Origin of the sequence: Tenacibaculum soleae (genome assembly GCF_001693415.1) — a bacterium.
Taxonomy (GTDB): domain Bacteria; phylum Bacteroidota; class Bacteroidia; order Flavobacteriales; family Flavobacteriaceae; genus Polaribacter; species Polaribacter soleae.
Map to the genome: position 1 here is coordinate 67,019 of NZ_MAKX01000001.1, position 26,740 is coordinate 93,758.

Genomic DNA, 26,740 nt, shown 5'->3' on the forward strand with positions numbered 1-26,740 from the left:
ACCCACAGATTTTTATTAGATTTGTGAGAATACATTAAAAACAAGTAAAACAACGTACTTTATATGGGATTTTTCGATTTTATGACGGAAGATATTGCAGTCGATTTAGGTACTGCCAATACACTTATAATCCACAATGGTAAAGTTGTCATCGACAATCCCTCTATTGTAGCACGTAACAGATTGACTGGCAAAATTATTGCTACCGGCCATGAAGCTAACAGAATGCAAGGAAAAACGCATGAAAACATTAAAACTATCCGCCCGTTAAAAGATGGTGTTATTGCTGATTTCCAAGCATCTGAAGAGATGATTAAAGAGTTTGTTAAGCAAATTCCGGCCATAAAAAAGAAACTTTTCCCTCCTTCATTACGAATGGTTATCTGTATTCCTTCTGGCATTACTGAAGTAGAAAAACGAGCAGTTATCGACTCTGGTCGCCATATGAATGCGAAAGAGATTTATTTAATTTATGAACCTATGGCAGCCGCAATTGGTGTTGGTGTTGATATTATGGAACCTAAGGGTAACATGATTATTGATATAGGTGGTGGTACTACTGAAATTGCAGTAATTGCATTAGCTGGTATTGTTTGTGACCAATCAGTAAAAGTTGCTGGTGATTTATTTACAAGCGATATTATGTACTATATGCGCACCCAACATAACTTGTATGTTGGTGATACAACTGCCGAAAAAATAAAAATACAAATAGGTTCTGCTACGGAAGATCTAGAAAATCCTCCAGAAGATATGATGGTACAAGGGCGAGATTTACTAAGCGGTAAACCTAAACAAGTACAAGTATCGTATCGAGAAATTGCAAAAGCTCTAGACAAATCTATTTTACGTATTGAAGATGCAGTAATGGAAACCTTATCTAAAACACCACCAGAATTAGCTGCTGATATTTACAACACAGGTATCTATTTAGCTGGAGGTGGCTCTATGCTTAGAGGGCTAGACAAACGTTTGTCTAGAAAAACAGATTTACCTGTATATGTAGCCGAAGATCCTTTACGAGCAGTTGTAAGAGGTACCGGAATTGCATTAAAAAACCTTGAAAAATACAACTCTGTATTAATCAAATAAATTTTGAATGATTATTTATGCAACAGCTTATTTATTTCTTTCAGAGGTATAAAACCTTTTTGTTTTTTGTCTTTTTAGAAATTATTGCTGTTGCATTAATCTTTAATAACCACAGCTTTCATCGAAGTAAATTTATCAGCTCAACAAATTTCATAACAGGCAGTATTTATAAAAAATCAGCTAACCTTTCTGAATACATTAATTTAAAAAGTTATAACGAAAAACTAACTGAAGAAAACACCGAGCTAAAAAACAAAATAGCTTTACTTCATTCTCTTATTGACACCATAAACACACATAAAAACACAACTAATTCTCATCAAGAATTCTTATATATTAGTGGCAAAATAATAAACAACACTTACAATAACAACAATAATTTTATCACAATAAATAGAGGTGGTAGTCATGGAGTTTCTACTGAAATGGCAGTTATTAATAGTAATGGAATTATTGGAATTACCGATAATGTTGACAACAAGTTTTCTAGAATTCAATCTATCTTAAATGCTAAAAGTAGTATTAACGCAAGTTTTAAAGACAATAATTACTACGGTACTCTTAAGTGGAATGGAAAAAATCACAATATTGTTCAACTAACAGATATACCACGTCAAGCTATTTTTAAAATAGGAGACACTGTTGTTACAGGTGGTAAATCGACTATTTTCCCCGAAGGAATACCTATTGGGTTTGTTAGTAAAATACCTGAAGAGCTTTCTGCTTCAAATACTATCGACATTAAGCTATTTAATGATATGACCAACTTAAAACATATTTATATAATAACAAACCTTAATAAGGAAGAAATTAAAAGAGTAGAAGATAAGAATGAATAGAACAATTTACATCATATTTTTATTTGTATTTTTACTTTTACTACAAGTTATTGTACTAAATAATATTCTGTTTTTAGGTTATATAAACCCCTACCTATATATTGTTTTTGTTTTTTTATACCCTTTAAACACAAATAGATTTCCCTTTCTGAGCCTTTCTTTTATACTTGGTTTATGTGTAGATGCCTTTTCAGATTCAGGCGGAATACATGCATTTTCAATTTTATTTATCGCCTACATAAGACTCTTTTTTATAAAAACTATCTTTAAAAAAAATGAAGCTGATTATTTATTGTTTAACTTAAAACTAGAAACATTTGATAAAGTTTTTAATTACACTGTAATTTTAACACTAGTTCATCACTTCATATTGTTTAGTTTCATTAATTTTAGCTTTTACTCATTCTCAAAAGTACTTTTAACCACATTATACTCTAGTATATTCACATTGGTATTGTACTTTTTGGGAAGTTTTATTTTTAGAAAAAAACCAATCTAAAGCAAATTATTGCTTTTAAATTAGCAAAAAACAAATGAAACGAAGTTTCTTACTTGTATTTTTAATTAGCCTTGTTGCTATAATTTATATTGCTCGATTATTTCAACTACAAATTATTCGTGGGGCCAACTTAAACCCTATACAAAGTTCAGCTATTAAAATTGAATACGACTATCCTGAGCGTGGACATATTTACGATAGAAATGGGGAATTATTAGTAGCAAATCAACTATCGTATGATGTAATGGTAATTCCTAAAGATGTTAAATCATTAGATACTTTAGAGTTTTGCTCTCTTTTAAAAATAACCAAAGAAGATTTTAAAAAACGTTTTAAAAAAGCAGAAAAATTTGCCCGGTGGCTACCTTCAAAGTTCTTAAAACAATTAGCCAAAGAAGATTTTGCTTACTTACAAGAAAAATTGCCAAAATACAATGGTTTTTACATTCAAAAACGTATCATTAGAGACTATCCTATTAAAGCAGGTGCGAATATTTTAGGGTTCATCGCCGAAGTAAATGAAAAGAAAGCACGAACAAGTAATTACTACGAACAAGGTGAATTAATAGGTAAGTTAGGAGTTGAAAAACAATATGAAAAAATTCTTAGAGGAATAAAAGGAAAAAAACGTTTTAAAAGAAACAACCTAAATAAAATTACCGGCTCATATAAAAACGGTAAATATGATACCCTTGCCGTAACAGGTAAAGATTTAACGCTTACTATTGATAGTGAACTTCAAAAATATGGTGAATTATTAATGAAAGGAAAAAGAGGAGGAATTGTTGCTATTGAACCAAAAACTGGTGAAATTTTAGCTCTTGTAACTGCACCATCTTATGACCCAAATTTATTGGTTGGTCGTAAACGATCTCCTAATTCAGTCAAATTATTTAACGACACCATTAATATGCCAACATTTGATCGTGGCTTGCAAGCTATGTACCCTCCTGGCTCCCCTTTTAAAATTTTAAATGGCTTGATAGGTTTACAAGAAGAAGTTATAGATGAACAATTTGGTGTTTATTGCCATCATGGTTACAAATATGGAGCGCGTAAGAATGAATTCATGGGGTGTCATTGCGGTATTACAGGAAGACCTGTTCGTTTAAAAACAGCCATAGCAAAATCTTGTAATAGTTATTTTGCAACCACCTATAAAAAAATTATTGATAAAACTGACGACCCTAAAATTGGTATGAAAAACTGGAACAAACATGTTGAAAGTTTTGGACTTGGTAATTATTTAGGGTATGATTTACCTGCAGGAAGAAAAGGAATGGTACCTGATGCTGAATTTTATAATAAATGGTACAGAAACAGATGGAGATCTAGTTATACTATTTCAAATTCTATAGGGCAAGGAGAAATATTAACCACCCCAATGCAATTAGCTAATATGACAGCAGCCATTGCCAATAGAGGTTACTTTTACACCCCGCATATTGTAAAAAAAATAGATAACAAAACAATTGTTGACTCAACATATTCAACAAAAAGAAACACAACCATAAATCCTAAACACTTTCCAATAGCAATTGAAGCTATGCATGAAGTATTTACATACGGAACTGCCAAATGGCACCAGATAGAAGGAATTGATATTTGCGGAAAAACAGGAACTGCTGAAAATAAAATTAAAATCATTGATGGAGAAAAAGTACAAGCTCAAGATCATTCGATACTAATTGCTTTTGCTCCTAAAGATAATCCGAAAATAGCTATGGCCGTTTATATCGAAAATGGTGGTTATGGATCTACAATAGCAACACCTATAACAAGTCTTATGATTGAAAAATATATTAAAGGAACAATTACTAAAAAGTATGTTGAAGAACGTATGATAAATCTAAGTCTTCAAAAAGAATATGATAAATTAATTAAAAAGAAAGATACTCTTGCGCCAGGAAAGAAATAACATTTTTGAAGGCATCGATTGGTTACTTGTTTTATTATACATACTACTTGTAGGCTTTGGATGGATGAATATTTATGCTTCTTCATCAACAGATGAAACTAGGGCTGTTTTTGATTTTTCAACTAAATACGGGAAGCAACTAATATTTATTGCCTTAACCATTCCTCTTATTATTTTAATTCTTTTTTTTAACTCAAAATTTTACGAGCAATTTGCCAGTGTTTTATATATTATTTCTCTTGTTTTATTAGCCGGTGTATTAGTTTTTGGCCGCAAAATTAATGGAGCAACATCATGGTATAACTTTGGAGGCATTAGCCTTCAGCCTTCGGAATTTGCTAAAGTATTTACCGCTTTAGCATTAGCTAAATTAATGAGTGATCGGCAATACAACTTAAAGCTAATAAAAAACCAAATAAAAACATTTGTCGTAATGTTTTTACCCGCCTTTTTTATAGCTTTACAACCAGACATGGGTTCTGTTTTAATTTATTTTGCTTTCTTTTTTGTTTTAAATAGAGAGGGTTTAAGTCTAGGTTATCTTTTATTTGGGGCTAGTTCAATAATTTTATTTATACTAACCATATATTTTGGTGCAAAATGGATACTTATTAGCTGTTTATTTATTATAACACTTACAAGTATATATGGGCTGTACAAAAACAAACGTTTTCTTCGTTTTAATGCCTTAAAAATAATTGCTTTATATCTTTTTACAAGTATTTTTATTTTTGGAATTGGTTATACTTATGATAACATACTAGAACCACATCAAAAAGACCGATTTGATATCTTATTAGGAAAAACAACCGATCTTAAAAACAAAGGCTATAATACTTATCAGTCAGAATTAACAATTAGTTCAGGTGGTTTATTAGGAAAAGGGTTTTTACAAGGTGATAGAACGCAAGGGAAATTTGTACCCGAACAAGAGACAGACTACATTTACAGTACTGTTGGTGAAGAATGGGGTTTTTTAGGAAGCGCTACTGTAATTATCTTATTCACCCTACTGCTATACCGAATTATTTACTTATCTGAAAAGCAAACTAATAAATTTAGCAGGATATATGGCTACGGAATTGCCTCTATTATATTTTTTCATTTGGTGGTAAACGTCGGAATGGTAATTGGATTACTACCAACAATCGGAATCCCCTTACCTTTTTTCAGCTATGGTGGCTCTTCTTTATGGGGATTTACTGTACTCTTATTTATCTTCATTAGATTGGATGCTCATAAAAAATATGATTGGTAAAAAACCAGTGTTTTTTCTAAAACAACAAAGCTATATAAAGTAAACCCAACTGCTTTGTTTGTTTTACAACATCATAAAAAAGCAGAGCTAAACAACTTTCTATCTCTTCTCTAGACTTTTTTAAAGCTTTAATTTATTTGTTAAAATTTTGCACAAAAAAAAACGCTTCGATAAATATCAAAGCGTTTTTTTTTAACATATAATTTCTTATAAAGAAGCTACGTGTTTAGCTAATTTAGATTTTAAGTTAGCAGCCTTATTCTTATGAATAATATTGTTTTTTGCTAATTTATCCAACATTGAAACAACTGTAGAAAACATTCCTTCTGCTTCTTTTTTATCTTCAGTAGCTTTCAATCTTCTAACAGCATTACGAGTTGTTTTATGCTGATATTTATTTCTTAAACGCTTTGCGTCGTTACTTCTAATTCTTTTTATTGCTGACTTGTGATTTGCCATTATATAAATTCTTAATTGTTTATAAAAACTTTGTAGTCCGTACGGGAATCGAACCCGTGTTACCAGGATGAAAACCTGGCGTCCTAACCCCTAGACGAACGGACCAAAACAATCATTCTGATTGCGGGTGCAAATATACAATAATTTTTGATATTTGCAATAATTTTATTCTTTAATTAGTAGTTTTTTCAAACGTTTAAATTCTTTCAAACACTAATTACAACTTTGTAGTCCGTACGGGAATCGAACCCGTGTTACCAGGATGAAAACCTGGCGTCCTAACCCCTAGACGAACGGACCATAACAATCATTTTTCCTGATTGCGGGTGCAAATATATAAACACTTTTTTAATTGAACAAAGGTTTTTTTATTTTTTTACCTATTTTTTTTTACACACTATAAAAACTTTAAAAAAAAGCCACTATAATGCTTACTTGAAATCAACTATAAATGAATATTTCTCATTAAAAAACAACTACACACACACTTTAACCACTTAACTAAAAACCTCTTACTTAAGAAAAAAGTGAAATTATTTAATATTTAACTCTTTTTTACTACTACAAATTACAAACCCTGCAAAAGCAGGGTTTGTATAATAGTATTAATAAGCTTTTGCAAAGAGTACTTTTTTAGAAGAAGGTTTTCCTGTAAAAATACACTTTCCTTCCTCCTCTATAGCATCGTTAGGAATACACCTTATAGTTGCTTTGGTTAACTCTTTAATTTTATCTTCAGTTTCTATTGTTCCGTCCCAATGTGCGGAAACAAAACCTCCTTTATTTTCAATTACCTCTTTAAATTCGTCAAAAGTTGTAACTTCTGTAGTGTGCTCAGCTCTGTAATTTAAAGCTCTCTTAAATAAGTTATCTTGAATTTCTTCTAACAAATTAGCTGCAAAACTTACCACTTCGTCAATAGCTATGGTTTGTTTTTCAAAAGTATCACGACGAGCAACCTCAACTGTACCGTTTTCTAAATCACGTTTTCCTATTGCCATTCTTACTGGCACACCTTTTAGTTCATATTCTGCAAACTTAGCTCCTGGTCTAAATGTATCTCTATCATCAAATTTAACCGAAACACCTTTTTTACGTAACTCTTTAACAATTACATCAACCTTTTCAGAAATCGCATTTAATTGCTCTTCTCCTTTATATATAGGAACAATTACAACTTGAATTGGCGCTAATTTCGGAGGCAACACCAATCCTGCGTCATCTGAATGTGTCATTATTAAACCACCTATTAAACGTGTTGACACTCCCCATGAGGTAGCCCAAACATGTTCTTTTTTCCCTTCTTTAGAGGTGTATTTTACATCAAATGCTTTTGCAAAGTTTTGCCCTAAAAAGTGAGAAGTTCCTGCTTGCAGTGCTTTTCCGTCTTGCATTAATGCTTCAATAGTTAAAGTATCATCCGCTCCTGCAAATCGTTCGCTTTCAGATTTTGCTCCTTTTACTACGGGCATTGCCATAAAATTCTCAGCAAAAGTTGCATAAACTTCTTGCATTTGTTTTGCTTCTGAAATAGCTTCTGCTTTTGTTGCATGTGCGGTATGCCCTTCTTGCCATAAAAATTCAGCAGTTCTTAAAAATAAACGAGTACGCATTTCCCAACGAACAACGTTTGCCCATTGATTTATTAATAAAGGTAAATCACGATACGATTGTATCCATCCTTTATAGGTATTCCATATAATAGCTTCTGAAGTTGGCCTCACCACTAACTCTTCCTCTAACTTTGCTTCAGGATCTACGCGCAGTTTACCTTCATTATCAGGATCATTTTGTAAACGATAATGTGTTACAACTGCACATTCTTTAGCAAATCCTTCTGCATTTTTTTCTTCTGCTTCAAACAAACTTTTAGGTACAAATAACGGAAAATACGCATTTTGATGCCCAGTTTCCTTAAACATTCTATCTAATTCTGCTTGCATTTTTTCCCAAATAGCAAATCCGTAAGGTTTAATAACCATACATCCTCTTACCGCTGAGTTCTCAGCCAAATCAGCTTTTACAACTAATTCGTTGTACCATTTTGAGTAATCTTCGTCTCTTTTTGTTAAATGTTTGCTCATATTCAAAAGTTTGGCATAAATATTGTTATTTTTTATGCGTAAATTGTCTATGCAAAACTACATTAAAAAGGGTACAAGCCCAACAAAGAAATAATATTTTGCATTTCCATTTTCGAATTAGTTTTTTATAACCTAAAAATTTAAGCGATGAAGCTACATTACTCTAATACAAAGCTGTCTTTTTATATACTATCATTATTTATGGTAGCAACACTTGTTTCATGCGGAACAGTACAAACAGTTGCTGGTAGTGGTGATGGAATTTATGACGATGATAATTATGAAAGGCGAGAACAACCACAACGTAAAGTTGTTATTGCTGATGAAAATGAATATGATGACTATCAAGAAAACTACTTTACAAAAGAGGTTGAACGTTTAGGACTAATTAATGGTACCGATATTTTTACTGATATCGACAGTTATGCTTCTGAAAATAATGAATACGACACCGAAGAAGATTTTATTGAAGAAGAAACAACCTCAGGAACTATTAGCTATAACAATAATCAACCTTGGGGATACAACGATAATACCAATGACGTTGTTATTAATATAAATACTGCGCCTCAATGGGGCTATTATGATGACTGGAATTTTTATTATGGATATAGCTACCACAGACCTTGGTGGAGGTCTCGTTATAATAATTATTACTGGGGACACCATAATTACTGGAATCCTTACAACAGGTATTATTACAATACTGGATTTTATATAGGAATGGGTGGTTTTTACAACTCATATTATCACAGACCATATTACCGAAACAATTATAATCGCTACTACAGGCCTTATAGAGGTAGTAATTATTATAGAGGTTCCCGAACCGCTTATAGAAATAATCGTACTTCATCAAGAAGAACATATAGTAACAATAATAGAAAAGCTTCTTCATCAAGAAGATCTTCAGATTCATACAGACGAGGAAACAACAGTAGTGTTCGTTCCTCTAGAAGTACACGATCATCAAGAACTACAAGAGGAACCCGATCTACAAGTAACACGAATAACAGGTACACAAGAGGATACAACCCTAACGGAAACAGGAGTACAAGAAGTAGTGGAAATACTAATAGAAGTAACCGTAGCAGCACTACAAAAAACTACCGAACTCCTAAAAGTTCATCCTCAAAATCATCTAAAAGAAGTAATCGTTCAAAAAGCTATTCAACACCCAGCAGGAGTTCTCGTAGCCATTCAGCTTCATCAAGAAACAGTAACAGCAACAGAAGTTCTTCAAGCAGCCGAAGCTCAAGAAGTAGAAGTTCAAGAAGCAGTAGACGATAACCCAAGTAAACTTTCGAATAAGTTTTTAAATTAATTAACAAAAAAATGAAACAACTTTTAACTTTCGCGATATTATTCGCTAGTACATATACAGCCTTTTCTCAATCTCTAAACTACACAGATTTAGGTATTTTATTTTCTCAAAATGAAAACTACGGAACCGCGCGTTTTGAAGCAATGGGAGGTGCGTTTGGAGCCTTAGGTGGTGATGTATCTGCTACACTTATCAATCCTGCGGGTGGAGTTGTTTCAAAAAACAACCTATTTTCTATTACTATTGGTAACCGTAATACAGACCAAAATGTTAACTATTATGGTGATAATTTTAAAAACCAAGATGACTTTTTTAATCTAACACAGGCAGGAGCAATACTTTCATTTGATTCAGATTTTAGCTCAGATTGGAATCGTTTTGCGGTAAGTATTAATTATAGTATTAAAAAAGATTTTAACGGAGCATACTCCTTAAGTAATGGAGATTACCTAAAGTATTACGAACATGAAAATGACACAGGCACAAACAAAACACAGTTTTTAAACTCTATTAATCATGAATTTAACAACTCTTTTGAAGGAGAAACAGCTACTTATAACTTAGGATTTTCAGCTGTGCATCAAAACAGACTTTATGTAGGTGGTTCTTTAAATTTTCATGACATTAATTTTACACAAACTACACATTTAAAGGAAACAAATGAAGATAATAACGGAAACGCTTTAAACTCATATAACTTAACCAATACTCAAATGCAAGGAAATGGGTTTTCACTTAGTTTAGGTTTCATTTATAAACTTAACAATAACTTCCGTCTCGGACTAACTTACGAAACACCTACTTGGTACGAAGAGGTTATTGAGCAATACTATGACCGATTAACAATGAATGAAATTAGCAATTTAAACCTTGGTTCTTTTTATGATATTATTGATGATGGCCCTAACAGTTTTCGTTTTAAAACACCAGGTAGAATAACCGCAAGTGGTGCTTTTATCTTCGGAAAAAAAGGTTTATTGAGTGTAGATTACACTTACAAAGATTTTAAAAATATTAAATACAGAGAAAGTGACCCTACACTGGTAGAAGCTAATCAAAGTTTTTCGAACACCTTAAGAAGCACACATGCTTTAAATATTGGTACAGAATGGCGTTTTGACAGAATGAGTGTTAGAGGAGGATATCACTATGAGAAAAATCCTAACTTACCAAATGCTTTTGGAGGAAACACAAATAAAGATAACTTAAGAGGTTTTACACTAGGATTAGGATATAATTTAGGAAACACCAAATTTGATTTATCATATCGAAAATCTGAAAGTATGGATTTTTATACCTTAAATAACCCTGGCGATATTAAGATAGATAATAATACCTCTAGAGTTTCTGCAACAATTACATTCAATTTATAATCGTAACAGAAACAAACGTTATAAAAAAATCCTGCATTTGCGGGATTTTTTATGTACACATATCTCACTTTTTTACCGTAATTTTGCAGTTCATTTTACAACCTATGAGTACAATTAAAATAACCCTACAAGAAACCAATAACGAAACCATTCTTAAATTTGTGAGTAACACTATTTTAATAAATGGAGGTAGTTATGAATTTAATAATATAGACGAGGCTAAAAACTCACCTTTAGCACAACAACTTTTTTACCTTCCTTTTGTAAAAAAAATATTAATTACAGCAAATTTTGTTGCAATTCAACGTTACGACATTGTGCAATGGGAAGATGTTGAAGAAGAAGTTAGAGCGCAAATAGAAAACTATTTACAAGAAGGTAATACTCTTGTAAAAGAAGAAACTGTTAAAAAAGATGCTGTTGAAGTATATGCTGAAGTTACACCAAATCCGGCAGTAATGAAATTTGGTACAAACAAAGCACTTACACAAACCGATGTTGAGTTTAAAAACATTGAGGAAGCAAGCAAATCATCTCCTTTAGCAAAAGAATTATTCAGTTTTTCATTTGTAAAAGAAATTTTCATTTCTGAAAACTATGTATCGATTACCAAATATGACATGATAGAATGGAATGAAGTACACCAAGAAGTACGCACATTTATTAGAAACTATATTCAAGAAGGTAAAACGATTATACAGGAATTACCAAAACAACAAACAAAACAAAATGTTGAAATTCCGAAAGAAGATTTAACAGACACAGAAGCTAAAATAGTTGACATTTTAGATGAATACATTAAACCAGCCGTAGCTTCGGATGGAGGAAACATCGCTTTTCAATCATACGATCAAGAAACTAAAAGAGTTAGCGTAATATTACAAGGAGCTTGTAGTGGCTGTCCTTCATCAACGGTAACTTTAAAAAATGGTATTGAAACGATGTTAAAAGATATGTTACCAAATCAAATTAATGAAGTAGTTGCTATTAACGGATAATTTTAAAATTACATGTCAAAAACTATCAAGCCATACAAGGATTCTGAATTAGGTAAAAAAGAACAAGTAGCCAAAATGTTCGATAATATTTCTGAAGATTACGACGGATTAAACCGTGTTATCTCATTAGGAATTGATGTTAGTTGGCGAAAAAAAGTAGTGAAATTAGTTGGCGAAAATAACCCGCAACAAATTTTAGACATCGCTACCGGAACTGGTGATTTAGCTTTAATGATGGCTAAATTAAATCCTCAAAAAATTGTTGGATTAGACATTTCAGCTGGAATGCTAGAGGTAGGAAAACAAAAAATTTCAAAAGTAAATTTATCTGATAAAATTGAAATGATTGTTGGTGATAGTGAAAATATTCCTTTTAATGACAATACCTTTGATGCAATTACTGTTTCTTTTGGGGTTCGTAATTTTGAAAACCTAGACAAAGGATTAACAGAAATATTACGCGTTTTAAAACCCGGAGGTAAATTTGTGGTATTAGAAACTTCAAACCCTACAAAATTTCCTTTTAAACAAGGGTATAAATTTTACACTAATTTTATCTTACCGATTATTGGTAAAATATTTTCAAAAGACAAAGTTGCATACTCTTATTTATCAGAAAGTGCAAATTCTTTTCCTTTTGGTGAAGCCTTTAACAATATTTTACAAAAAAATGGGTTTAAGAGTGCAACGAATTTACCTGTAACTTTTGGAGTTGCATCAATTTACACCGCATTAAAATAATATGTTAAAAAAACTGTTACTTTTCGGATTTTTCGGATTTTTCACAATCAGCTTTCAAGCACAAAGAGAAAAAATATTAAACCTACCAAGTTTTGATAAACCAATATTTCATTACGGATTTTATTTAGGCTTAAATAATAACGGTTATAAAATAGCATACAAACCAAGTGCTTTTAATGATGCCGAAATAGATGTATCGTCATCAATAGGTTTCAATGTTGGTTTAATTGCTGATTTAAAACTACACGAGAATCTTAATTTACGTTTTGAACCTGGATTAATATCTAACACTAAAACTTTAACGTTTAAACATATTGCTGGTGCTGATAATGTAAAAACAAGAGAAGTAGGTGCCACATACTTACACCTACCTTTTATCTTAAAATTAAGCACTAATAGAATGAACAACTTAAGACCTTATGTATTAGGAGGAATATCATACGATTATAATTTTTCTAGTAATGAAGGCAACAGTAATGATAATTTTGCAGGTCAGTTTAGAACCACTTCTAGTAACTTTATGTACGAGGTTGGTATTGGTGTTGATTTTTACTTGAGTTATTTTAAGTTCTCACCTTCTATTAGAGGCATCTTTGCAATTAATAATGAAACAGTATATGACAATAAGTCTTCAAGTCAATGGACAGATCCTATTGACTTTTTAGGTACAAGAGGTGTTTTTCTTCACTTATCTTTCGAATAATAAAAAAAGCTACTTAAAACAGTAGCTTTTTTTATTATTCTATAACTACAACTGCACGTTTACAACTAAAAATAACTTCCGTTTCCGAAAGTCATTTATAATAATCTAAATAAAACAGAGTCCTCCAAATCTACCCTTCTTTAGTTAGAGAAACATTTTATTAGTATAAATCACGAATTGTAGTAAAAAAAATGACCATCTTTCGATGGTCATAAAGTAAAGAATACGTCTTTACTTATAAGATAGAAGTCCCCCGAAATCTATCATTTTTATAATTCTTTTTATCAATTACTGACAAATATAAAATAAAAAGTTTAAACTCTTTAATTTTCAATAACTATTTTACTGTCTACCACGTCTTTAATTGGCAACACTATCTTTCCATCAGCAGTGGTAATTACCATACAAATATTATCTACTGCTGTAACAACGCCTTTAATATCTCCTATAGTAACTTTTTTACCAATACTTACATTTTTTCTTGAATAGTATCCATAAAGCAATCTTGCTACAACTTCTTTTGCTCCTAAACCAAAGGCTAATGTGAAGGCTAAGAGCACAGATCCTATCAATAACGTTAAATTACTTTTTATTACTGATGTATCAACTCCTGCTTGATCTAACGCTGTTATTGACAAAAAAACTACAATTAAATAAAAAGCGATATTACCTACTAAATTTCCTCCAGAAATTTCCATAGACTTAAATAATGTTTGAATAGCTTTCTTTACCATGGTGCCTAAATAAGCTCCAGCTACAAAAATTCCTAATGCAGTTAATAATTTAGGTAAATAAGCAAAAAAACTTCTTATTCCTTCAGAAACAACTACAAGTCCAAATATATTTGAACCTGCCATTACAAATGTTAAAATTAAAAACCATTTCAAAACAGCTAATATTGCTGTTGTTAAAACAATATTTATTGTTGAGTTACCAAAAATTTCTGTTTTACTTAGCTTTTTAGACCATTCATCAATCTTTGTTTTACTTAAAGCTTTTTTAACTATAAATAAAAAAAACTTTATAATTAACCAAGCTAAAATTACAAAACCAATAAATCCAAAAACTGTTGGCAGTGAATCTATTATATCTTGAAAAATATTTTTAAAAGGTTTTAAAATATCTATTTGTAGTGCATTCATAATTACTATGATTGGTATTAATTTTATTAGTTATTCTGTCTCTTTCGATTTTTCTTTAATCGCACCACCACCTAATAAATCAGCAATTGTATTTGGGTATTTTACCACAAATAAATCAGCCATATCTATCGATAGCTTTATCATTGCCACATCGCCAAGCACTTTGCCTTTTAGTGCCTCGGGCAACTCTTCATTATGTAATATTTTCTTAAATGGATTTTCCATAATTATTACAGTGCGTTATATGCCTTTATAACTTTTTCTTTTGCTCTTTTTAAACGCATTTTTACTGCGCTATCTCCTAACTCTAGTGCTGCTGATATTTCTTTAATACTCATATCATCTTGATATTTCATTAATAAAATCATCTTTTCAGAAACAGCTATTTTTTCAAGAGCTTTTGCTAGTTTATCAGCCTTAAGTTCAAACAATGCAGCATCATTTATCTCATCCTCATTACTATCTTCTTTTATCTCATCGGTTACAACAGTTACTTTTTCTTTTTTCTTCTCTTTATTTCTTTGCACGTAATTTACGCAGAAATTATAGGTAAAAGAATACAACCAGGTAGAAAACTTAGACTTTCCTTTAAAAGTTCTTAATTTTACGAATAAACGAATAAACACATCATGCGTTAAATCTTGTGCTTCTTCTTTATTTTTAGAAAAACCATAACATTTATTATAAACAACACCCGCATACCGATCATACAAAACAGCAAATAAATGAGTATCATTTTTTTCTACTATTTTACTAACCAGTTCTTCGTCGCTTAGTTTTGTATTGTCAGGGCTTTTCAATAGCTAAGTTTGGTTTGTAATTAAATTTGACACTTATTTTCATTAATTGTCACTTATTTTTATGCACGAAAGTACAAAATTAACATTTCTTTAACGAGATAAAAATAAAAGTAAAAAAATTATCTTTTTTTTGTAACAAAAAAACAACATCATACGTATAAGTTAATGTAGACCGATTGATAAATTAAAATATTACTTAATTCGATGAGACAACTTAAAATTACCAAGCAGGTTACTAACAGAGAAACTGCTTCTTTAGACAAATATTTACAAGAAATAGGAAAAGTAGATTTAATTACTGCCGATGAAGAAGTAGAATTAGCACAAAGAATTAAAGCTGGTGACCAAAGAGCCTTAGAAAAATTAACTAAAGCCAATTTACGTTTCGTTGTCTCGGTAGCAAAGCAATATCAAAACCAAGGATTAACATTACCAGATTTAATTAACGAAGGTAATTTAGGTTTAATTAAAGCAGCAAAACGTTTTGATGAAACTCGTGGATTTAAATTTATCTCATACGCTGTATGGTGGATTCGTCAATCTATCTTACAAGCATTGGCAGAGCAATCACGTATTGTACGTTTACCTTTAAATAAGATTGGTTCTATCAACAAAATAAATAAAATGTATGCTTTCTTAGAGCAAGAAAATGAAAGACCTCCAAGTCCTGAAGAAATTGCTAAGAAATTAGACATGACTGTAAATGACGTAAAAGAGTCAATGAAAAACTCTGGTCGTCACGTATCAATGGATGCGCCTTTAATTGAAGGTGAAGATTCTAACTTATACGATGTATTAAACTCAGGAGAATCTCCAAATCCAGATAAAACATTATTACACGAATCTTTACGTATCGAAATTAACCGTGCACTAGAAACTTTAACACCTCGTGAAGCGGATGTTGTAAAATTATACTTCGGTTTAGGAGAGCACCAACCAATGACTTTAGAAGAAATCGGTGAAACGTTCGATTTAACTCGAGAGCGTGTACGTCAAATTAAAGAAAAAGCAATCAGAAGATTAAAGCACACTTCTAGATCTAAAATATTAATGACTTACTTAGGCTAGAAGTCGCAGACCCCTTTTGTCATCTTACTGATGTTACAAAACACACATATATAAACTCTCGAATTAATTTTTCGAGAGTTTTTTTATTTGAAGCCTTTTCCTGCTTTCACTACTCGCTTTTTTTTCATCCTTCAAAAAAGAGCTCACACAAACCGTTCTATCAGGGCTAAGCATATTTATGTATTTTATTACTTTACCATAGTTTCTTGCAAAGACGAATTAAGTATCTTTGCACAAATAACAACACAACAACAAACTAATGAGTAATTTAATTGCACCATCAATTTTAGCAGCAGATTTTGCTAACTTACAACAAGACATTGAAATGGTAAACAATAGTGATGCCGATTGGTTTCATATTGATATTATGGACGGTGTTTTTGTACCCAACATATCTTTTGGAATGCCTGTTTTAAAAGCAATTTCAAAACACGCCAACAAAACAATCGATGTACATTTAATGATTGTTGATCCTGACAGATATATTAAAACCTTTGCCGACTTAGGCGCAGACATTTTAACGGTACATTACGAAGCTTGTACACATTTACACAGAACAATACAAGCAATAAAAGCTGCAGGCATGAAAGCTGGAGTTGCCTTAAATCCGCATACACCAATTGCTGTTTTAGAAGATGTAATTGCTGATTTAGATTTGGTGTGTATCATGAGTGTAAACCCAGGTTTTGGTGGGCAATCATTCATTGAAAACACCTACAAAAAAGTAAGTCAATTAAAACATTTAATAGAATTTTCAAATTCTGATTGTCAAATAGAAATTGACGGTGGTGTTACCGACCAAAATGCCAATCAACTTATTGAAGCTGGTGCTGATGTACTTGTTGCCGGTAGTTATGTATTTAAAAGTGATAATCCAACAGAAACAATTAAAAATTTAAAAGAATTGGTTAATTAAAAATAAAGAAAAGAGGAGGTTTAAAAAACCTCCTCTTTTTAGTTTAAAATTGTTCTAATAAATAATTAATTAAATCGGTTGTAGTAACAATACCTACCAACTCATTATTATCAACAACAGGTAATGCATGAAATTCTTTTTTAGATAAAATTTCAGCAACCTCTTTTATTGTTGATGATGAATTTACTGTCACTAATGTTTTTGCCATTACCTGATCAATAGTAAACATATTATAAACCACTGTATCTACATCTTTTTCATCTTCATCAGCAGCATCCGCAAAACTAATTCTTAATAAGTCAGTATAACTTAACATTCCCTTTATTTCAGAACCACTTACAACAGGAATATGCCTTATCTTTTCTTTCTTAAATAACTTTTCTGCAAGCATTAAATCATCACTACTACTTAATGTTATTACGTTCTTACTCATAATTGCTGACACTGGTGTTCTTTTTTTCATCTTATTTTCAATTTATTGTTAATTACTACAACAAATTTCAGAAATAAAATCAATCAAAAATCTGATAAAAATCAGCAATATCTATTTTTGATTTTCGTAAATTATGCTTTCTAAATACTTATAAAATTGATTACTAAACTACAACAACATTATGGCTATTTATTTGAAGAAAATCTACTTCAAGAAATAGCAAACGTATCCATCTATAAAAAGTTTAAAGAAGATGATATTATTATTGATGTCAATAGTTACATGGTAGCTATACCACTAATAATTAGCGGAGCTATTAAAATTTTACGAGAAGACAAAGATGGCGATGAATTAGTGTTATATTATATCGAAAAAGGAGATACTTGCGCCATGACACTATCATGCTGTATGGGAGAAACTAAAAGTAAAATTAAAGCAGTTGCTGAAACAGATGTTACACTTTTAATGATTCCTAAAAACAAAATGTCTGAGTGGTTAAGTAAGTATAAAAGTTGGCAAGAATACATTTTAGCCAGCTACCATTCTAGACTTAACGAATTTATAGATGCTGTAGATTCTATTGCCTTTTTAAACATGAATGATCGTTTGTTAAAGTATTTAAAAGACAAAGCCATGGTTATAGGTAATGATGTTTTAAATGTTACTCATTTACAAATTGCAAATGACTTACACACTTCTAGAGTTGTTATTTCAAGGTTACTAAAGGCACTAGAAAAACAATCAAAAATTGAACTACGTAGAAATCAAATAAAAATATTAGAACTATAACTTAAATATTATTAATTATAAAAAAAGCAATAGATTGTACTTTCTATTGCTTTTTTTTGTGCTTAATTTTGTGACCGCGAAGGGATTCGAACCCCCAACCCTCAGAGCCGAAATCTGATATTCTATCCAGTTGAACTACGCAGCCATTATAATTTACATCAAATTCTTTTTAACTAGGGTAGAGATCGTTTTACCATCAGCTTGCCCTGCTAATTGTTTTGAAACAATTCCCATTACTTTACCCATATCTTTCATTCCTTCAGCACCAACTTTTACTATAACCTCGTTTACTACTTTTTCAATTTCAACTTCAGATAATGATTCTGGTAAAAATTGCTCTAGTACAGTTGCTTCTGCTAATTCTGGAGCTGCTAAATCCTCTCTTCCTTGTTCAGAAAAAACAGCAGCACTATCCTTACGTTGTTTTACTTGTTTTTGAATAATTTTTAGTTCTTCAGCTTCAGATATCTCACCTGCCCCAGTTTCAGTATTCGCTAACATAAAGGCCGATTTCAATGCTCTTAATGCAGTTAAAGCTACGGTATCTTTCGATTTCATAGCTTCTTTCATTTTATTCATTACTTCTTTTTGCAAACTCATAATAGTTTTTTAGGTTTAAAAAATTCCCGATTTACGGGAATTTAAAATATTTTATTTTATTCCATTAATCTACATTATCATGTAAAAACGAATTATTTGAACGCAAAAAATCGTTATTATCAGTATTTAACGCGGTATCTGACTTACTAATATTTGCTCCTGCATTAATATCAACCCCCTGTCTTTTATAAGCTGGTTGACGCTCAATTTCATCGATATTTTTATTTACCTGATCGCTAAACTTATGATTAAACCCTTTCATATTTTCACGTCTTTCTTGCGCTCTTTTTCTTAACTCAGAAATAGTAATATCTAACGGTGAAACTTCTTCACTTGTTGTTTCAATATTATTAATTTCTTCTTGAGTTTTAGTTTTTACCTCAAATTGCAACTCTTCTTCAATTTGTTCTTTTACAATTGGTGTAGAGCTTTTACCAATAGTTGGCTGTACATTAAAATCATCTAAAACATATCGCTTTTCTATTTGGTGTGCTTGTGGTTTTATTTCTTCGGCAATAACATTAATATTTTTTATGACATTTGTTATTGGAGGTTCAGGCTTTACTTCTTCATAAGAATTTACCGGTAAGTCAAATAATAAATCTTGTTGAAGCGGTTGTTGTTTCTCCTCTTTTTTAACATTATTCTGCTTAACAGCATTTGTGATAATAAAATCATCTTCAGAAATTGTTTCAATAGCAATTTCATCATATGTTACATCAATATTTTTTATTGCTGCGGTTGTTGGAGTTAAATTAAAGTTTGATTTTATAACTTCTTCCTCCTCCTCTAAAACATGAACAATTTTTGATGGTGTTTTTGTTGTAAGTGGTTGGTTTATTGCTGGTGCAGCCTGCACTTTTTGCTCACCAAAATCATAGGTTGCTTTTTGCTCATCTTCTAAGGTATGAACAATTTTTTTAACTTCTGTATTAATTATTGTTCCTTGCTGATCGGCCGTAAAACCTGTAGCTACAATAGTTACAACGATTCCATCTTCTAAAGCTTCATCTTCACCAACCCCCATGATAATATTTGCATCATAACCTGCTTCATCTTGAATATAGTCATTGATCTCTCCTATTTCATCTAAAGTAACTTCATTTGTACCAGAAACTATTAATAACAATACATTTTTAGCGCCAGTAATTTTATTATCATTTAACAATGGAGAATCTAATGCTTTTATAATTGCATTTTTAGCGCGATTATCTCCAGTTTCTTTAGCTGACCCCATAATAGCAGTTCCACTATTAGAAAGTACAGTTTTTGCATCGTGTAAATCGATGTTTTGTTTATAATGATGCGTTATTACTTCTGCAATACCTTTAGCTGCGGTAGCTAAAACTTCATCTGCCTTAGAAAAACCTGCTTTGAAACCTAAATTTCCGTAAACCTCTCTAAGTTTATTATTATTAATAATAATAAGTGAATCTACATTTTTACGTAATTCATCTATTCCTTTTTGAGCTTGTTGAGAGCGTCTTTTTCCTTCAAATTGAAATGGCATTGTAACGATACCTACCGTTAAAATATCCATGTCTTTTGCTATTTTGGCAATAATAGGTGCCGCACCAGTACCTGTACCACCCCCCATACCTGCGGTAATAAATACCATTTTAGTATGCGTGCTTAGCATTTGTTGAATTTCTTGAATACTTTCGGCTGCTGCTTGCGCACCAACATCCGGATTTGCACCAGCTCCTAACCCCGATGTTAAATGGGCTCCTAACTGAATTTTATTGGGAATGGGGCTACTCTCTAACGCTTGCGCATCGGTATTACAAATTACGAAATCGACCCCATGAATTTGTTTATTATACATGTGGTCTACCGCATTACTTCCTCCCCCACCAACTCCAATCACTTTAATAGCATTTGATTGTGTTTTTGGCATGTCGAATGAAATGTTATTGAATTCTGTGCTCATAATAACTTTTCTTTTTTAATTTTTTATTCACTTTACTCTCCTTTCTCAGGGGACAAAAAAGGATTAATTTTATTTAATATTCTTTATTCTGCGTTGTCTAAAAATTCTTTAAACTTTTCAGTAAACTTATCAAAGAAAGATTTCGATTTAACTTTTCTTTCCTTTATATTTTCTTCAATTTTTGGCGCATTAGCTTCTTCTTCATCGGCTATTTTTTCCTCAATTTCTTGTTGCTGCTCCAAAACATCATCTTCTATTTCACATACATCTTTTTCTAAACCTTCCATTAATAAACCAACAGCGGTTGCGTATGAAGGACTTGATAAAACATCATCTGAATCACCTGCTAAATGCTCATTAGGGTAACCTATACGCACATCCATACCTGTAATATATTCTACTAACTGACGTAAATGTTTTAATTCAGAGCCACCTCCGGTTAATACAATTCCGGCAATTAGTTTTCCTTTTTGAGTTTCATGTCCGTAATTTTTTATTTCTAAATATACATGCTCTATAATTTCTTGTACTCTAGCATGAATTATTTTTGATAAATTTTTAAGCGTAATTTCTTTAGGCTCTCTTCCTCTTAAACCAGGTATTGAAACTATTTCTGTTTCTTTATTTTCTCCTGGCCATGCTGATCCAAATTTCACCTTTAATAATTCGGCCTGTTTTTCAATTATTGAACAACCTTCTTTTATATCGTCAGTAATTACATTTCCGCCAAAGGGAATTACGGCTGTATGACGAATAATACCATCTTTAAAAATTGCTAAATCAGTAGTACCTCCACCAATATCAATCAAAGCAACTCCTGCTTCTTTTTCTTCTTGACTTAAAACTGCTGATGATGATGCTAATGGTTCTAATGTGATGTGTGATAAATTTAAGCCTGCACTTTTTACGCACCTACCAATATTTCTGATAGAAGAAACTTGCCCAACAACTACATGAAAATTAGCCTCTAATCGACCGCCGTACATTCCGATAGGTTCTTTAATATCTGACTGACTATCTACTTTAAAATCTTGCGGTAATACATGAATAATTTCCTCCCCTGGTAACATTACCAATTTGTGTACCTGCCCTACTAAACTTTCAATATCACTTTCATCAATTACTTCGTCTGACTTTGTACGAGTTATATAATCACTATGGTGTAAGCTTCTTATATGTTGCCCAGCAATACCTACAACAACACTCTCTATTGTTAACCCAGAAACACTTTGAGCTTCATCAACTGCTTGCTGTATCGACTGGATTGTTTGTGTAATATTACTTACCACTCCTCGTTTTACACCTAAACTTTTAGCTTTACCAATACCCAAAACTTCTAATTTGCCGTACTCATTTTTACGACCAATCATGGCAACAATTTTGGTAGTACCAATATCTAAACCAACTGAAATTTTATTATTCTCCATCTTGCTTTTGTTTTGTGCACACAACTTGGTTGTGGTATTTTACATTTATTGTCTTATAATTTTTAATTGTTTTATCAATCAATGCTTTGTTGTAAAAAGCTATTAACTTTTTAAATTTTACATTTACGTTTTTAAGTTTTCCGAAAATTATTTTATAATCTCCACTTCGAACCGTAAACATATATTCGTTTAAAGCATTTTTTTGGATTGCAATAATTTCTTTTTTTAAAAAATCATACGTTCCAATTATTTTTATTAGCCCTATTAATGCTGTTACATCACTGTTGTCATTTATACCAGAAACCAAAGGTACTCTTGCTGAAAAATTTTCTGACAATGGCATCTTAACACCGTACTTATCAACATAATAAGAATCTCCTTTATTAACAACACGAGCTATTGGGCTACGTTGTTTTATTAGTGTTTTTAAGACGCCATTAATTGTTAAAAAAACAGCTGCTTTTTCAACATAAGGGCTTGCAGAAACATTCGCTTCTAAAAGGTGTAAATCTACCACTCTTTTTGGTTGGTTTTTAACAAATTTTTTATTTTGTATTAACAATTTATCAACCATACTGTGTGTCAAAAAGTTATTATCACCTGCAGCAAACTCTACCACTGTTTTTTTCACTTTTTTCACCTCGTTTTTACCCTTTGTAAACCCGTATAGAAAGCCTAAAAACACCAACAGTAAGAGAAAAGATAAATATGTTGTTATTGTTTTCATATTTAATTTGCGTATTTTTTTTCCAGTTTGCTTTTTACTTCATCAACCAACAAACCAATATCGCCCGCACCTAACATTGTAATAATTTTTGCATCCGATTTTAGCACTTCTTCACCCAACTTATCTTTAACCACCAACTTTTTATTATTAATCGTTAATTTATTTAATAACCAAGAAGAAGTAACTCCTGTAATAGGTAACTCTCTTGCCGGGTAAATATCTAACAACAGTACTTCATCGAATTTAGAAAGTGCTACTGCAAAATCATTTATAAAATCTTTTGTTCTACTATACAAGTGTGGTTGAAAAACCGCTAACACCTTTTCATTCGGATACATTTCACGCACTGAATGCTCTACTGCGTTTATTTCTGTTGGATGATGCGCATAATCATCAATTAACACAATGTCTTCTCTTTTTATCTTATACGAAAACCTGCGCTGAACCCCTTTAAATGTTTTTAATTGCTCTTTTATTTTTATCAATGACAATCCATAAACATTTGCCATAGCTATTGCTGCCAAAGCATTCATCATATTGTGTTTCCCTGGCAAATGAAATTCAATATTTTTTATTACTGATGTTGGTGTTTGTACATCAAAAACATATTTACCTGTGCCTACTCTTACATTAAAAGCCTTATAATCTGCTGATTCATTTACCGCATACGTCAATCCTTTTAAAGGCAAACCTTTAGCAATAATTAAAGTATCAGAAACTTTATTTGCAAAATCTCTGAATGATTGCTGTAACATTTCATTTTCACCATAAATATCTAAATGATCTGCATCCATTGATGTAACACAGGCAATATTTGGCGATAATTTTAAAAACGATCTATCAAACTCATCTGCTTCAACCACTGATATTTTGTCCTCTCCTAAAATTAGGTTAGAATTATAATTTTCTGCAAATCCTCCTAAGAAAGAAGTTGCTTTTTCTGGTTGCATTATATGTCCTAAAATTGAAGACGTTGTTGTTTTACCATGTGTACCTGCAACGGCTAAACAAAAGGTGTTTTTAGTGATTTCTCCTAAAATCTCCGCTCTTTTTAAAACTTCAAATCCGTTATTTTTAAAGTAATTTAACTCTTGATGTTCTTTCGGAACTGCTGGTGTGTAAACAACCAACGTACTTTCCTTATCTAAACAAGGTAATGCTATATTTTTAACAGCATCATCGAAATGAATTTTAACCCCAATACGCTCTAATTTTTGAGTAATCGGACTCGGTGTTTTGTCATAACCAAACACTTGTTTTCCATTTACTGAAAAATAACGGGCTATAGCGCTCATTCCTATTCCTCCAATACCTATAAAATAAACGTTATGTATCGCTTTTAAATTCACTAAATAATTAATTTTTCTACCTCGTTAACTATATCAATCGTTGCATTAGGCAATGCTAATGCTTTAATATTTTTACTTAAACTCTGTTGCTTTTCTTGGTCATTTAACAACGCTTCTAGTATCGATGAAAAAGTAGTTAATTTACTTTCTTTTATCAAGATTGCACCACCTTTATCTGCAATTGACTTTGCATTTTTTGTTTGATGATCCTCAGCAACGTTAGGCGACGGAATAAAAATAGTTGGTTTACCTACTATACATAGTTCAGAAACCGAACTTGCACCAGCTCTTGAAATTATAAAATCTGCTGAAGCATATGCTAAATCCATACTATTTAAAAATTGATGCACTTGCACATTTTCTAATTCATTATATTTTTTATAATCTTCAAAATACAACTTACCGCACTGCCATATCAACTGAACATTTTGCTCTTTAAAAAATGTTAAATTTGACTCTATTAATTGATTTATTTTTCTTGCCCCTAAACTTCCTCCTAAAACTAAAATTGTTTTCTTAGCTGTATCTAAACCAAAAGCCTTTTGCCCTTCTTCAACTTTCGTATCAATACTAAGTAAATCTTGTCTAACAGGGTTTCCCGTTTTTATAATTTTCTCATTCGAAAAAAACCTTTCTAAACCATCATAAGCAACACATACTTTTATTGCTTTTTTACTCAACAATTTATTTGTTATTCCTGGAAATGAATTTTGCTCTTGCACCAAAGTCGGAACTCCCTTACTTCCCGCAACCATTAATGTTGGACCACTTGCAAAACCACCTGTACCGATTGCTACATCAGGTTTAAATTTTCTAATAATTTTGTACGCTTTCCATAAACTACTTAATAATTTTATTGGAAAAAGTAAATTTTCAACAGTTAATTTTCGTTGAATTCCTGAAATCCATAATCCTTTAATTGCATATCCCGCTTGCGGAACTTTTTCCATTTCCATTTTATCTTCTGCACCTACAAACAAAATATTAGCCGCTGGATAACGAGATTTTATTTCGTTTGCAATTGCTATTGCTGGATAGATATGCCCTCCAGTTCCACCACCGCTTATTATAACATTAATCGATTGTTTCATGTAAAATATCTAAAGGATTATCATCTAAAATTGTTTCTTCTGTTTCATTTTTTGACGCACTCACACTTAATATCATTCCCAGCGCAAAACATGTCATCCAAATAGAAGTACCTCCACTACTGATTAACGGCAATGTTTGTCCCGTTACCGGTAATATATTTACAGCTACCGCCATGTTAATCATCGCTTGAAAAACAATTGGTATTCCTACCCCCAACACCATTAATGTACCGAAAATAGTAGTTGCTTTTTTTGCTGTAATTAAAATTCTGAAAAGCAACATAAAATAAATAAACACTACAATTACTGCACCTACTAACCCATATTCTTCAATAATAATTGCATATATAAAATCGGAAGAGGATTGTGGTAAAAAGTTCTTTTGCACACTTTTACCTGGCCCTTTACCTACTAATCCGCCAGTAGCAATTGCTATTTTAGCTTTTTCTACTTGATAATTTTCTTTTCCATCAGATTTTGAAAACCCTTCAATCCTACTTTGCCATGTACTTACACGATTGGGCATTGCATCAGGAAATGCTTTTGCTACCAGAATAAAAAACAACAAAGAAAAAAGCCCCATTGCTAAAATATACCCTATATATTTTAATGGATACCCCCCAATAAAGGTTAATAATAAAATCATTGAAAAAATAATAGCGGTCGTTGAAAAGTTTGCTGGCAAGACTAAAACCAATACAAAAGCTATTGGCAACCATAGTTGATACAAACTTTCTTTAAAAGTTATTATTTTTTCTTTGTTTTGCGCCAGATACCTTGATACATATACCATTAACACTAATCCTGCCAAAGTAGAGGTTTGAAAACCAATACCTACAAACGGTATATGAATCCACCTACTTGCATTGGCACCACCAATAGTGGTTCCTTGCGACAATGTGAATATCAACAATAACACAACAACAGGTAACATTAAAGCAGAGCCTCCACTAAAATAGCGGTACGGAATTTTATGCACACCATAAATTACTGCAAAACCAGTAATTAGCAATACAATATGCTTTACCAAATGCCCAAATGTAGAACCGTTACCAACCACATAAACTAGGTTGGTACTTGCACTATATATTGGCATAAATGAGAAAATTGCTAACACTGCTGCAATTGCCCAAATAGCTCTATCTCCTTTAATATGTTGAAAGATGGTTTTCATCATCAA

At 31.6% G+C, this 26,740-nt stretch carries 26 protein-coding genes and 3 tRNA genes; 13 read left to right on the plus strand and 16 right to left on the minus strand.

The annotated features are described in order from the left end of the window. Nucleotides 1-63 precede the first annotated feature (63 nt). The 5 genes from BA195_RS00305 to rodA are packed head-to-tail and all read left to right on the plus strand — an operon-like array spanning nucleotide 64 to nucleotide 5,606. Nucleotides 64-1,092: a rod shape-determining protein gene (locus BA195_RS00305; RefSeq protein ID WP_068701278.1), complete on the plus strand. Its 1,029-nt coding sequence runs from the start codon at nucleotides 64-66 to the stop codon at nucleotides 1,090-1,092. Between the two features lie 17 nt (nucleotides 1,093-1,109). Further along, nucleotides 1,110-1,931 (plus strand): rod shape-determining protein MreC, encoded by an 822-nt coding sequence (gene mreC, locus BA195_RS00310; protein WP_068701280.1) that lies wholly within the window; start codon nucleotides 1,110-1,112, stop codon nucleotides 1,929-1,931. After that, nucleotides 1,924-2,430, plus strand: a complete 507-nt coding sequence (mreD, locus tag BA195_RS14135) for a rod shape-determining protein MreD (RefSeq protein WP_084442982.1) — start codon at nucleotides 1,924-1,926, stop codon at nucleotides 2,428-2,430. The genes mreC and mreD overlap by 8 nt, the downstream gene beginning before the upstream one ends. Before the next feature lie 34 nt (nucleotides 2,431-2,464). Beyond that, complete coding sequence (mrdA, locus tag BA195_RS00315) at nucleotides 2,465-4,348, plus strand: penicillin-binding protein 2 (RefSeq protein WP_068701282.1); 1,884 nt, start codon at nucleotides 2,465-2,467, stop codon at nucleotides 4,346-4,348. Continuing rightward, nucleotides 4,329-5,606: a rod shape-determining protein RodA gene (rodA, locus tag BA195_RS00320; RefSeq protein ID WP_068701284.1), complete on the plus strand. Its 1,278-nt coding sequence runs from the start codon at nucleotides 4,329-4,331 to the stop codon at nucleotides 5,604-5,606. The genes mrdA and rodA overlap by 20 nt, the downstream gene beginning before the upstream one ends. 207 nt (nucleotides 5,607-5,813) lie before the next feature. On the opposite strand, the gene rpsT is transcribed toward rodA, so the two are convergent. From rpsT to proS, 4 genes are all read right to left on the minus strand, one after another. Beyond that, nucleotides 5,814-6,065 (minus strand): 30S ribosomal protein S20, encoded by a 252-nt coding sequence (gene rpsT, locus BA195_RS00325; RefSeq protein WP_068701287.1) that lies wholly within the window; start codon nucleotides 6,063-6,065, stop codon nucleotides 5,814-5,816. A 33-nt stretch (nucleotides 6,066-6,098) separates the two neighbouring features. Next, a tRNA-Glu gene (locus BA195_RS00330) sits at nucleotides 6,099-6,170 on the minus strand. 123 nt (nucleotides 6,171-6,293) lie between these two features. Next, nucleotides 6,294-6,365 (minus strand) — tRNA-Glu (locus tag BA195_RS00335). 305 nt (nucleotides 6,366-6,670) lie between these two features. After that, the gene (proS, locus tag BA195_RS00340) at nucleotides 6,671-8,149 is read right to left on the minus strand and encodes a proline--tRNA ligase (protein ID WP_068701289.1); all 1,479 of its coding nucleotides are present in this window, start codon (nucleotides 8,147-8,149) and stop codon (nucleotides 6,671-6,673) included. A 147-nt stretch (nucleotides 8,150-8,296) separates the two neighbouring features. Here proS and BA195_RS14235 point away from each other — a divergent pair, with 147 nt between their 5' ends. The 5 genes from BA195_RS14235 to porT all read left to right on the plus strand — a co-directional run bounded on the left by BA195_RS14235 (nucleotide 8,297) and on the right by porT (nucleotide 13,288). Next, nucleotides 8,297-9,439, plus strand: a complete 1,143-nt coding sequence (locus BA195_RS14235; protein ID WP_141677632.1) for a DUF3300 domain-containing protein — start codon at nucleotides 8,297-8,299, stop codon at nucleotides 9,437-9,439. 45 nt (nucleotides 9,440-9,484) lie between these two features. Beyond that, a complete protein-coding gene (locus tag BA195_RS00350; RefSeq protein ID WP_068701293.1) occupies nucleotides 9,485-10,846 on the plus strand; it encodes an OmpP1/FadL family transporter in 1,362 nt (453 codons plus the stop codon). 104 nt (nucleotides 10,847-10,950) lie between these two features. Continuing rightward, nucleotides 10,951-11,844 (plus strand): NifU family protein, encoded by an 894-nt coding sequence (locus BA195_RS00355; protein WP_068701296.1) that lies wholly within the window; start codon nucleotides 10,951-10,953, stop codon nucleotides 11,842-11,844. Between the two features lie 12 nt (nucleotides 11,845-11,856). Then, a complete protein-coding gene (gene ubiE / locus BA195_RS00360) occupies nucleotides 11,857-12,585 on the plus strand; it encodes a bifunctional demethylmenaquinone methyltransferase/2-methoxy-6-polyprenyl-1,4-benzoquinol methylase UbiE (protein WP_068701298.1) in 729 nt (242 codons plus the stop codon). A gap of 1 nt (nucleotide 12,586) precedes the next feature. Continuing rightward, nucleotides 12,587-13,288, plus strand: a complete 702-nt coding sequence (porT, locus tag BA195_RS00365; RefSeq protein ID WP_068701300.1) for a type IX secretion/gliding motility protein PorT/SprT — start codon at nucleotides 12,587-12,589, stop codon at nucleotides 13,286-13,288. 323 nt (nucleotides 13,289-13,611) lie between these two features. Here porT and BA195_RS00370 read toward each other — a convergent pair whose 3' ends face one another. From BA195_RS00370 to BA195_RS00380, 3 genes are read right to left on the minus strand one after another with little or no spacing between them, the layout of a single operon-like run. Then, on the minus strand, nucleotides 13,612-14,430 hold the full coding sequence (locus tag BA195_RS00370) for a mechanosensitive ion channel family protein (protein WP_068701301.1): 819 nt from the start codon (nucleotides 14,428-14,430) through the stop codon (nucleotides 13,612-13,614). Between the two features lie 30 nt (nucleotides 14,431-14,460). Then, complete coding sequence (locus tag BA195_RS00375) at nucleotides 14,461-14,655, minus strand: hypothetical protein (RefSeq protein WP_068701303.1); 195 nt, start codon at nucleotides 14,653-14,655, stop codon at nucleotides 14,461-14,463. Nucleotides 14,656-14,660: 5 nt separating this feature from the next. After that, nucleotides 14,661-15,230, minus strand: coding sequence for an RNA polymerase sigma factor (locus tag BA195_RS00380; protein WP_068701305.1), 570 nt, complete (start codon nucleotides 15,228-15,230; stop codon nucleotides 14,661-14,663). Nucleotides 15,231-15,434: 204 nt separating this feature from the next. On the opposite strand from BA195_RS00380, the gene BA195_RS00385 reads away from it, so the two are divergent. Further along, nucleotides 15,435-16,298 (plus strand): sigma-70 family RNA polymerase sigma factor, encoded by an 864-nt coding sequence (locus BA195_RS00385; RefSeq protein ID WP_028890199.1) that lies wholly within the window; start codon nucleotides 15,435-15,437, stop codon nucleotides 16,296-16,298. Between the two features lie 259 nt (nucleotides 16,299-16,557). After that, complete coding sequence (gene rpe, locus BA195_RS00390) at nucleotides 16,558-17,214, plus strand: ribulose-phosphate 3-epimerase (protein ID WP_068701307.1); 657 nt, start codon at nucleotides 16,558-16,560, stop codon at nucleotides 17,212-17,214. A gap of 43 nt (nucleotides 17,215-17,257) precedes the next feature. Here rpe and BA195_RS00395 read toward each other — a convergent pair whose 3' ends face one another. Then, the gene (locus BA195_RS00395; protein ID WP_068701309.1) at nucleotides 17,258-17,677 is read right to left on the minus strand and encodes a CBS domain-containing protein; all 420 of its coding nucleotides are present in this window, start codon (nucleotides 17,675-17,677) and stop codon (nucleotides 17,258-17,260) included. 126 nt (nucleotides 17,678-17,803) lie between these two features. Between BA195_RS00395 and BA195_RS00400 the strand changes: the two genes are divergently transcribed. After that, nucleotides 17,804-18,436 carry a Crp/Fnr family transcriptional regulator gene (locus BA195_RS00400; RefSeq protein ID WP_068701311.1) on the plus strand — a complete coding sequence of 211 codons (633 nt, stop codon included), beginning with the start codon at nucleotides 17,804-17,806 and terminating at the stop codon, nucleotides 18,434-18,436. 71 nt (nucleotides 18,437-18,507) lie between these two features. Here the strand turns inward: BA195_RS00400 and BA195_RS00405 are convergent. From BA195_RS00405 to BA195_RS00440, 8 genes are all read right to left on the minus strand, one after another. Next, nucleotides 18,508-18,581: transfer RNA gene (locus BA195_RS00405), tRNA-Arg, on the minus strand. 8 nt (nucleotides 18,582-18,589) lie between these two features. Next, on the minus strand, nucleotides 18,590-19,036 hold the full coding sequence (locus BA195_RS00410) for a GatB/YqeY domain-containing protein (RefSeq protein ID WP_068701313.1): 447 nt from the start codon (nucleotides 19,034-19,036) through the stop codon (nucleotides 18,590-18,592). Between the two features lie 64 nt (nucleotides 19,037-19,100). Next, on the minus strand, nucleotides 19,101-20,966 hold the full coding sequence (gene ftsZ, locus BA195_RS00415; protein WP_068701315.1) for a cell division protein FtsZ: 1,866 nt from the start codon (nucleotides 20,964-20,966) through the stop codon (nucleotides 19,101-19,103). An 83-nt stretch (nucleotides 20,967-21,049) separates the two neighbouring features. After that, the gene (gene ftsA / locus BA195_RS00420; protein WP_068701317.1) at nucleotides 21,050-22,393 is read right to left on the minus strand and encodes a cell division protein FtsA; all 1,344 of its coding nucleotides are present in this window, start codon (nucleotides 22,391-22,393) and stop codon (nucleotides 21,050-21,052) included. Continuing rightward, complete coding sequence (locus tag BA195_RS00425; protein WP_068701319.1) at nucleotides 22,383-23,120, minus strand: cell division protein FtsQ/DivIB; 738 nt, start codon at nucleotides 23,118-23,120, stop codon at nucleotides 22,383-22,385. The genes ftsA and BA195_RS00425 overlap by 11 nt, the downstream gene beginning before the upstream one ends. A gap of 2 nt (nucleotides 23,121-23,122) precedes the next feature. Then, nucleotides 23,123-24,469 carry a UDP-N-acetylmuramate--L-alanine ligase gene (gene murC, locus BA195_RS00430; RefSeq protein ID WP_068701321.1) on the minus strand — a complete coding sequence of 449 codons (1,347 nt, stop codon included), beginning with the start codon at nucleotides 24,467-24,469 and terminating at the stop codon, nucleotides 23,123-23,125. Further along, nucleotides 24,469-25,560 carry an undecaprenyldiphospho-muramoylpentapeptide beta-N-acetylglucosaminyltransferase gene (gene murG, locus BA195_RS00435; protein ID WP_068701323.1) on the minus strand — a complete coding sequence of 364 codons (1,092 nt, stop codon included), beginning with the start codon at nucleotides 25,558-25,560 and terminating at the stop codon, nucleotides 24,469-24,471. Before murG ends, murC begins: the two co-directional genes overlap by 1 nt. Further along, complete coding sequence (locus tag BA195_RS00440; protein ID WP_068701325.1) at nucleotides 25,544-26,734, minus strand: FtsW/RodA/SpoVE family cell cycle protein; 1,191 nt, start codon at nucleotides 26,732-26,734, stop codon at nucleotides 25,544-25,546. The genes murG and BA195_RS00440 overlap by 17 nt, the downstream gene beginning before the upstream one ends. Between the last annotated feature and the right edge of the window lie 6 nt (nucleotides 26,735-26,740).

Bases quoted from the DNA above. Each gene is read 5' to 3' on its own strand.
- BA195_RS00305 (WP_068701278.1), top strand. From the start codon at position 64: ATGGGATTTTTCGATTTTATGACGGAAGATATTGCAGTCGATTTAGGT.
- mreC (WP_068701280.1), top strand. From the start codon at position 1,110: ATGCAACAGCTTATTTATTTCTTTCAGAGGTATAAAACCTTTTTGTTT.
- mreD (WP_084442982.1), top strand. From the start codon at position 1,924: ATGAATAGAACAATTTACATCATATTTTTATTTGTATTTTTACTTTTA.
- mrdA (WP_068701282.1), top strand. From the start codon at position 2,465: ATGAAACGAAGTTTCTTACTTGTATTTTTAATTAGCCTTGTTGCTATA.
- rpsT (WP_068701287.1), bottom strand. From the start codon at position 6,065: ATGGCAAATCACAAGTCAGCAATAAAAAGAATTAGAAGTAACGACGCA.
- proS (WP_068701289.1), bottom strand. From the start codon at position 8,149: ATGAGCAAACATTTAACAAAAAGAGACGAAGATTACTCAAAATGGTAC.
- BA195_RS14235 (WP_141677632.1), top strand. From the start codon at position 8,297: ATGAAGCTACATTACTCTAATACAAAGCTGTCTTTTTATATACTATCA.
- BA195_RS00350 (WP_068701293.1), top strand. From the start codon at position 9,485: ATGAAACAACTTTTAACTTTCGCGATATTATTCGCTAGTACATATACA.
- BA195_RS00355 (WP_068701296.1), top strand. From the start codon at position 10,951: ATGAGTACAATTAAAATAACCCTACAAGAAACCAATAACGAAACCATT.
- ubiE (WP_068701298.1), top strand. From the start codon at position 11,857: ATGTCAAAAACTATCAAGCCATACAAGGATTCTGAATTAGGTAAAAAA.
- porT (WP_068701300.1), top strand. From the start codon at position 12,587: ATGTTAAAAAAACTGTTACTTTTCGGATTTTTCGGATTTTTCACAATC.
- BA195_RS00370 (WP_068701301.1), bottom strand. From the start codon at position 14,430: ATGAATGCACTACAAATAGATATTTTAAAACCTTTTAAAAATATTTTT.
- BA195_RS00375 (WP_068701303.1), bottom strand. From the start codon at position 14,655: ATGGAAAATCCATTTAAGAAAATATTACATAATGAAGAGTTGCCCGAG.
- BA195_RS00385 (WP_028890199.1), top strand. From the start codon at position 15,435: ATGAGACAACTTAAAATTACCAAGCAGGTTACTAACAGAGAAACTGCT.
- rpe (WP_068701307.1), top strand. From the start codon at position 16,558: ATGAGTAATTTAATTGCACCATCAATTTTAGCAGCAGATTTTGCTAAC.
- BA195_RS00395 (WP_068701309.1), bottom strand. From the start codon at position 17,677: ATGAAAAAAAGAACACCAGTGTCAGCAATTATGAGTAAGAACGTAATA.
- BA195_RS00410 (WP_068701313.1), bottom strand. From the start codon at position 19,036: ATGAGTTTGCAAAAAGAAGTAATGAATAAAATGAAAGAAGCTATGAAA.
- ftsZ (WP_068701315.1), bottom strand. From the start codon at position 20,966: ATGAGCACAGAATTCAATAACATTTCATTCGACATGCCAAAAACACAA.
- ftsA (WP_068701317.1), bottom strand. From the start codon at position 22,393: ATGGAGAATAATAAAATTTCAGTTGGTTTAGATATTGGTACTACCAAA.
- BA195_RS00425 (WP_068701319.1), bottom strand. From the start codon at position 23,120: ATGAAAACAATAACAACATATTTATCTTTTCTCTTACTGTTGGTGTTT.
- murG (WP_068701323.1), bottom strand. From the start codon at position 25,560: ATGAAACAATCGATTAATGTTATAATAAGCGGTGGTGGAACTGGAGGG.
- BA195_RS00440 (WP_068701325.1), bottom strand. From the start codon at position 26,734: ATGAAAACCATCTTTCAACATATTAAAGGAGATAGAGCTATTTGGGCA.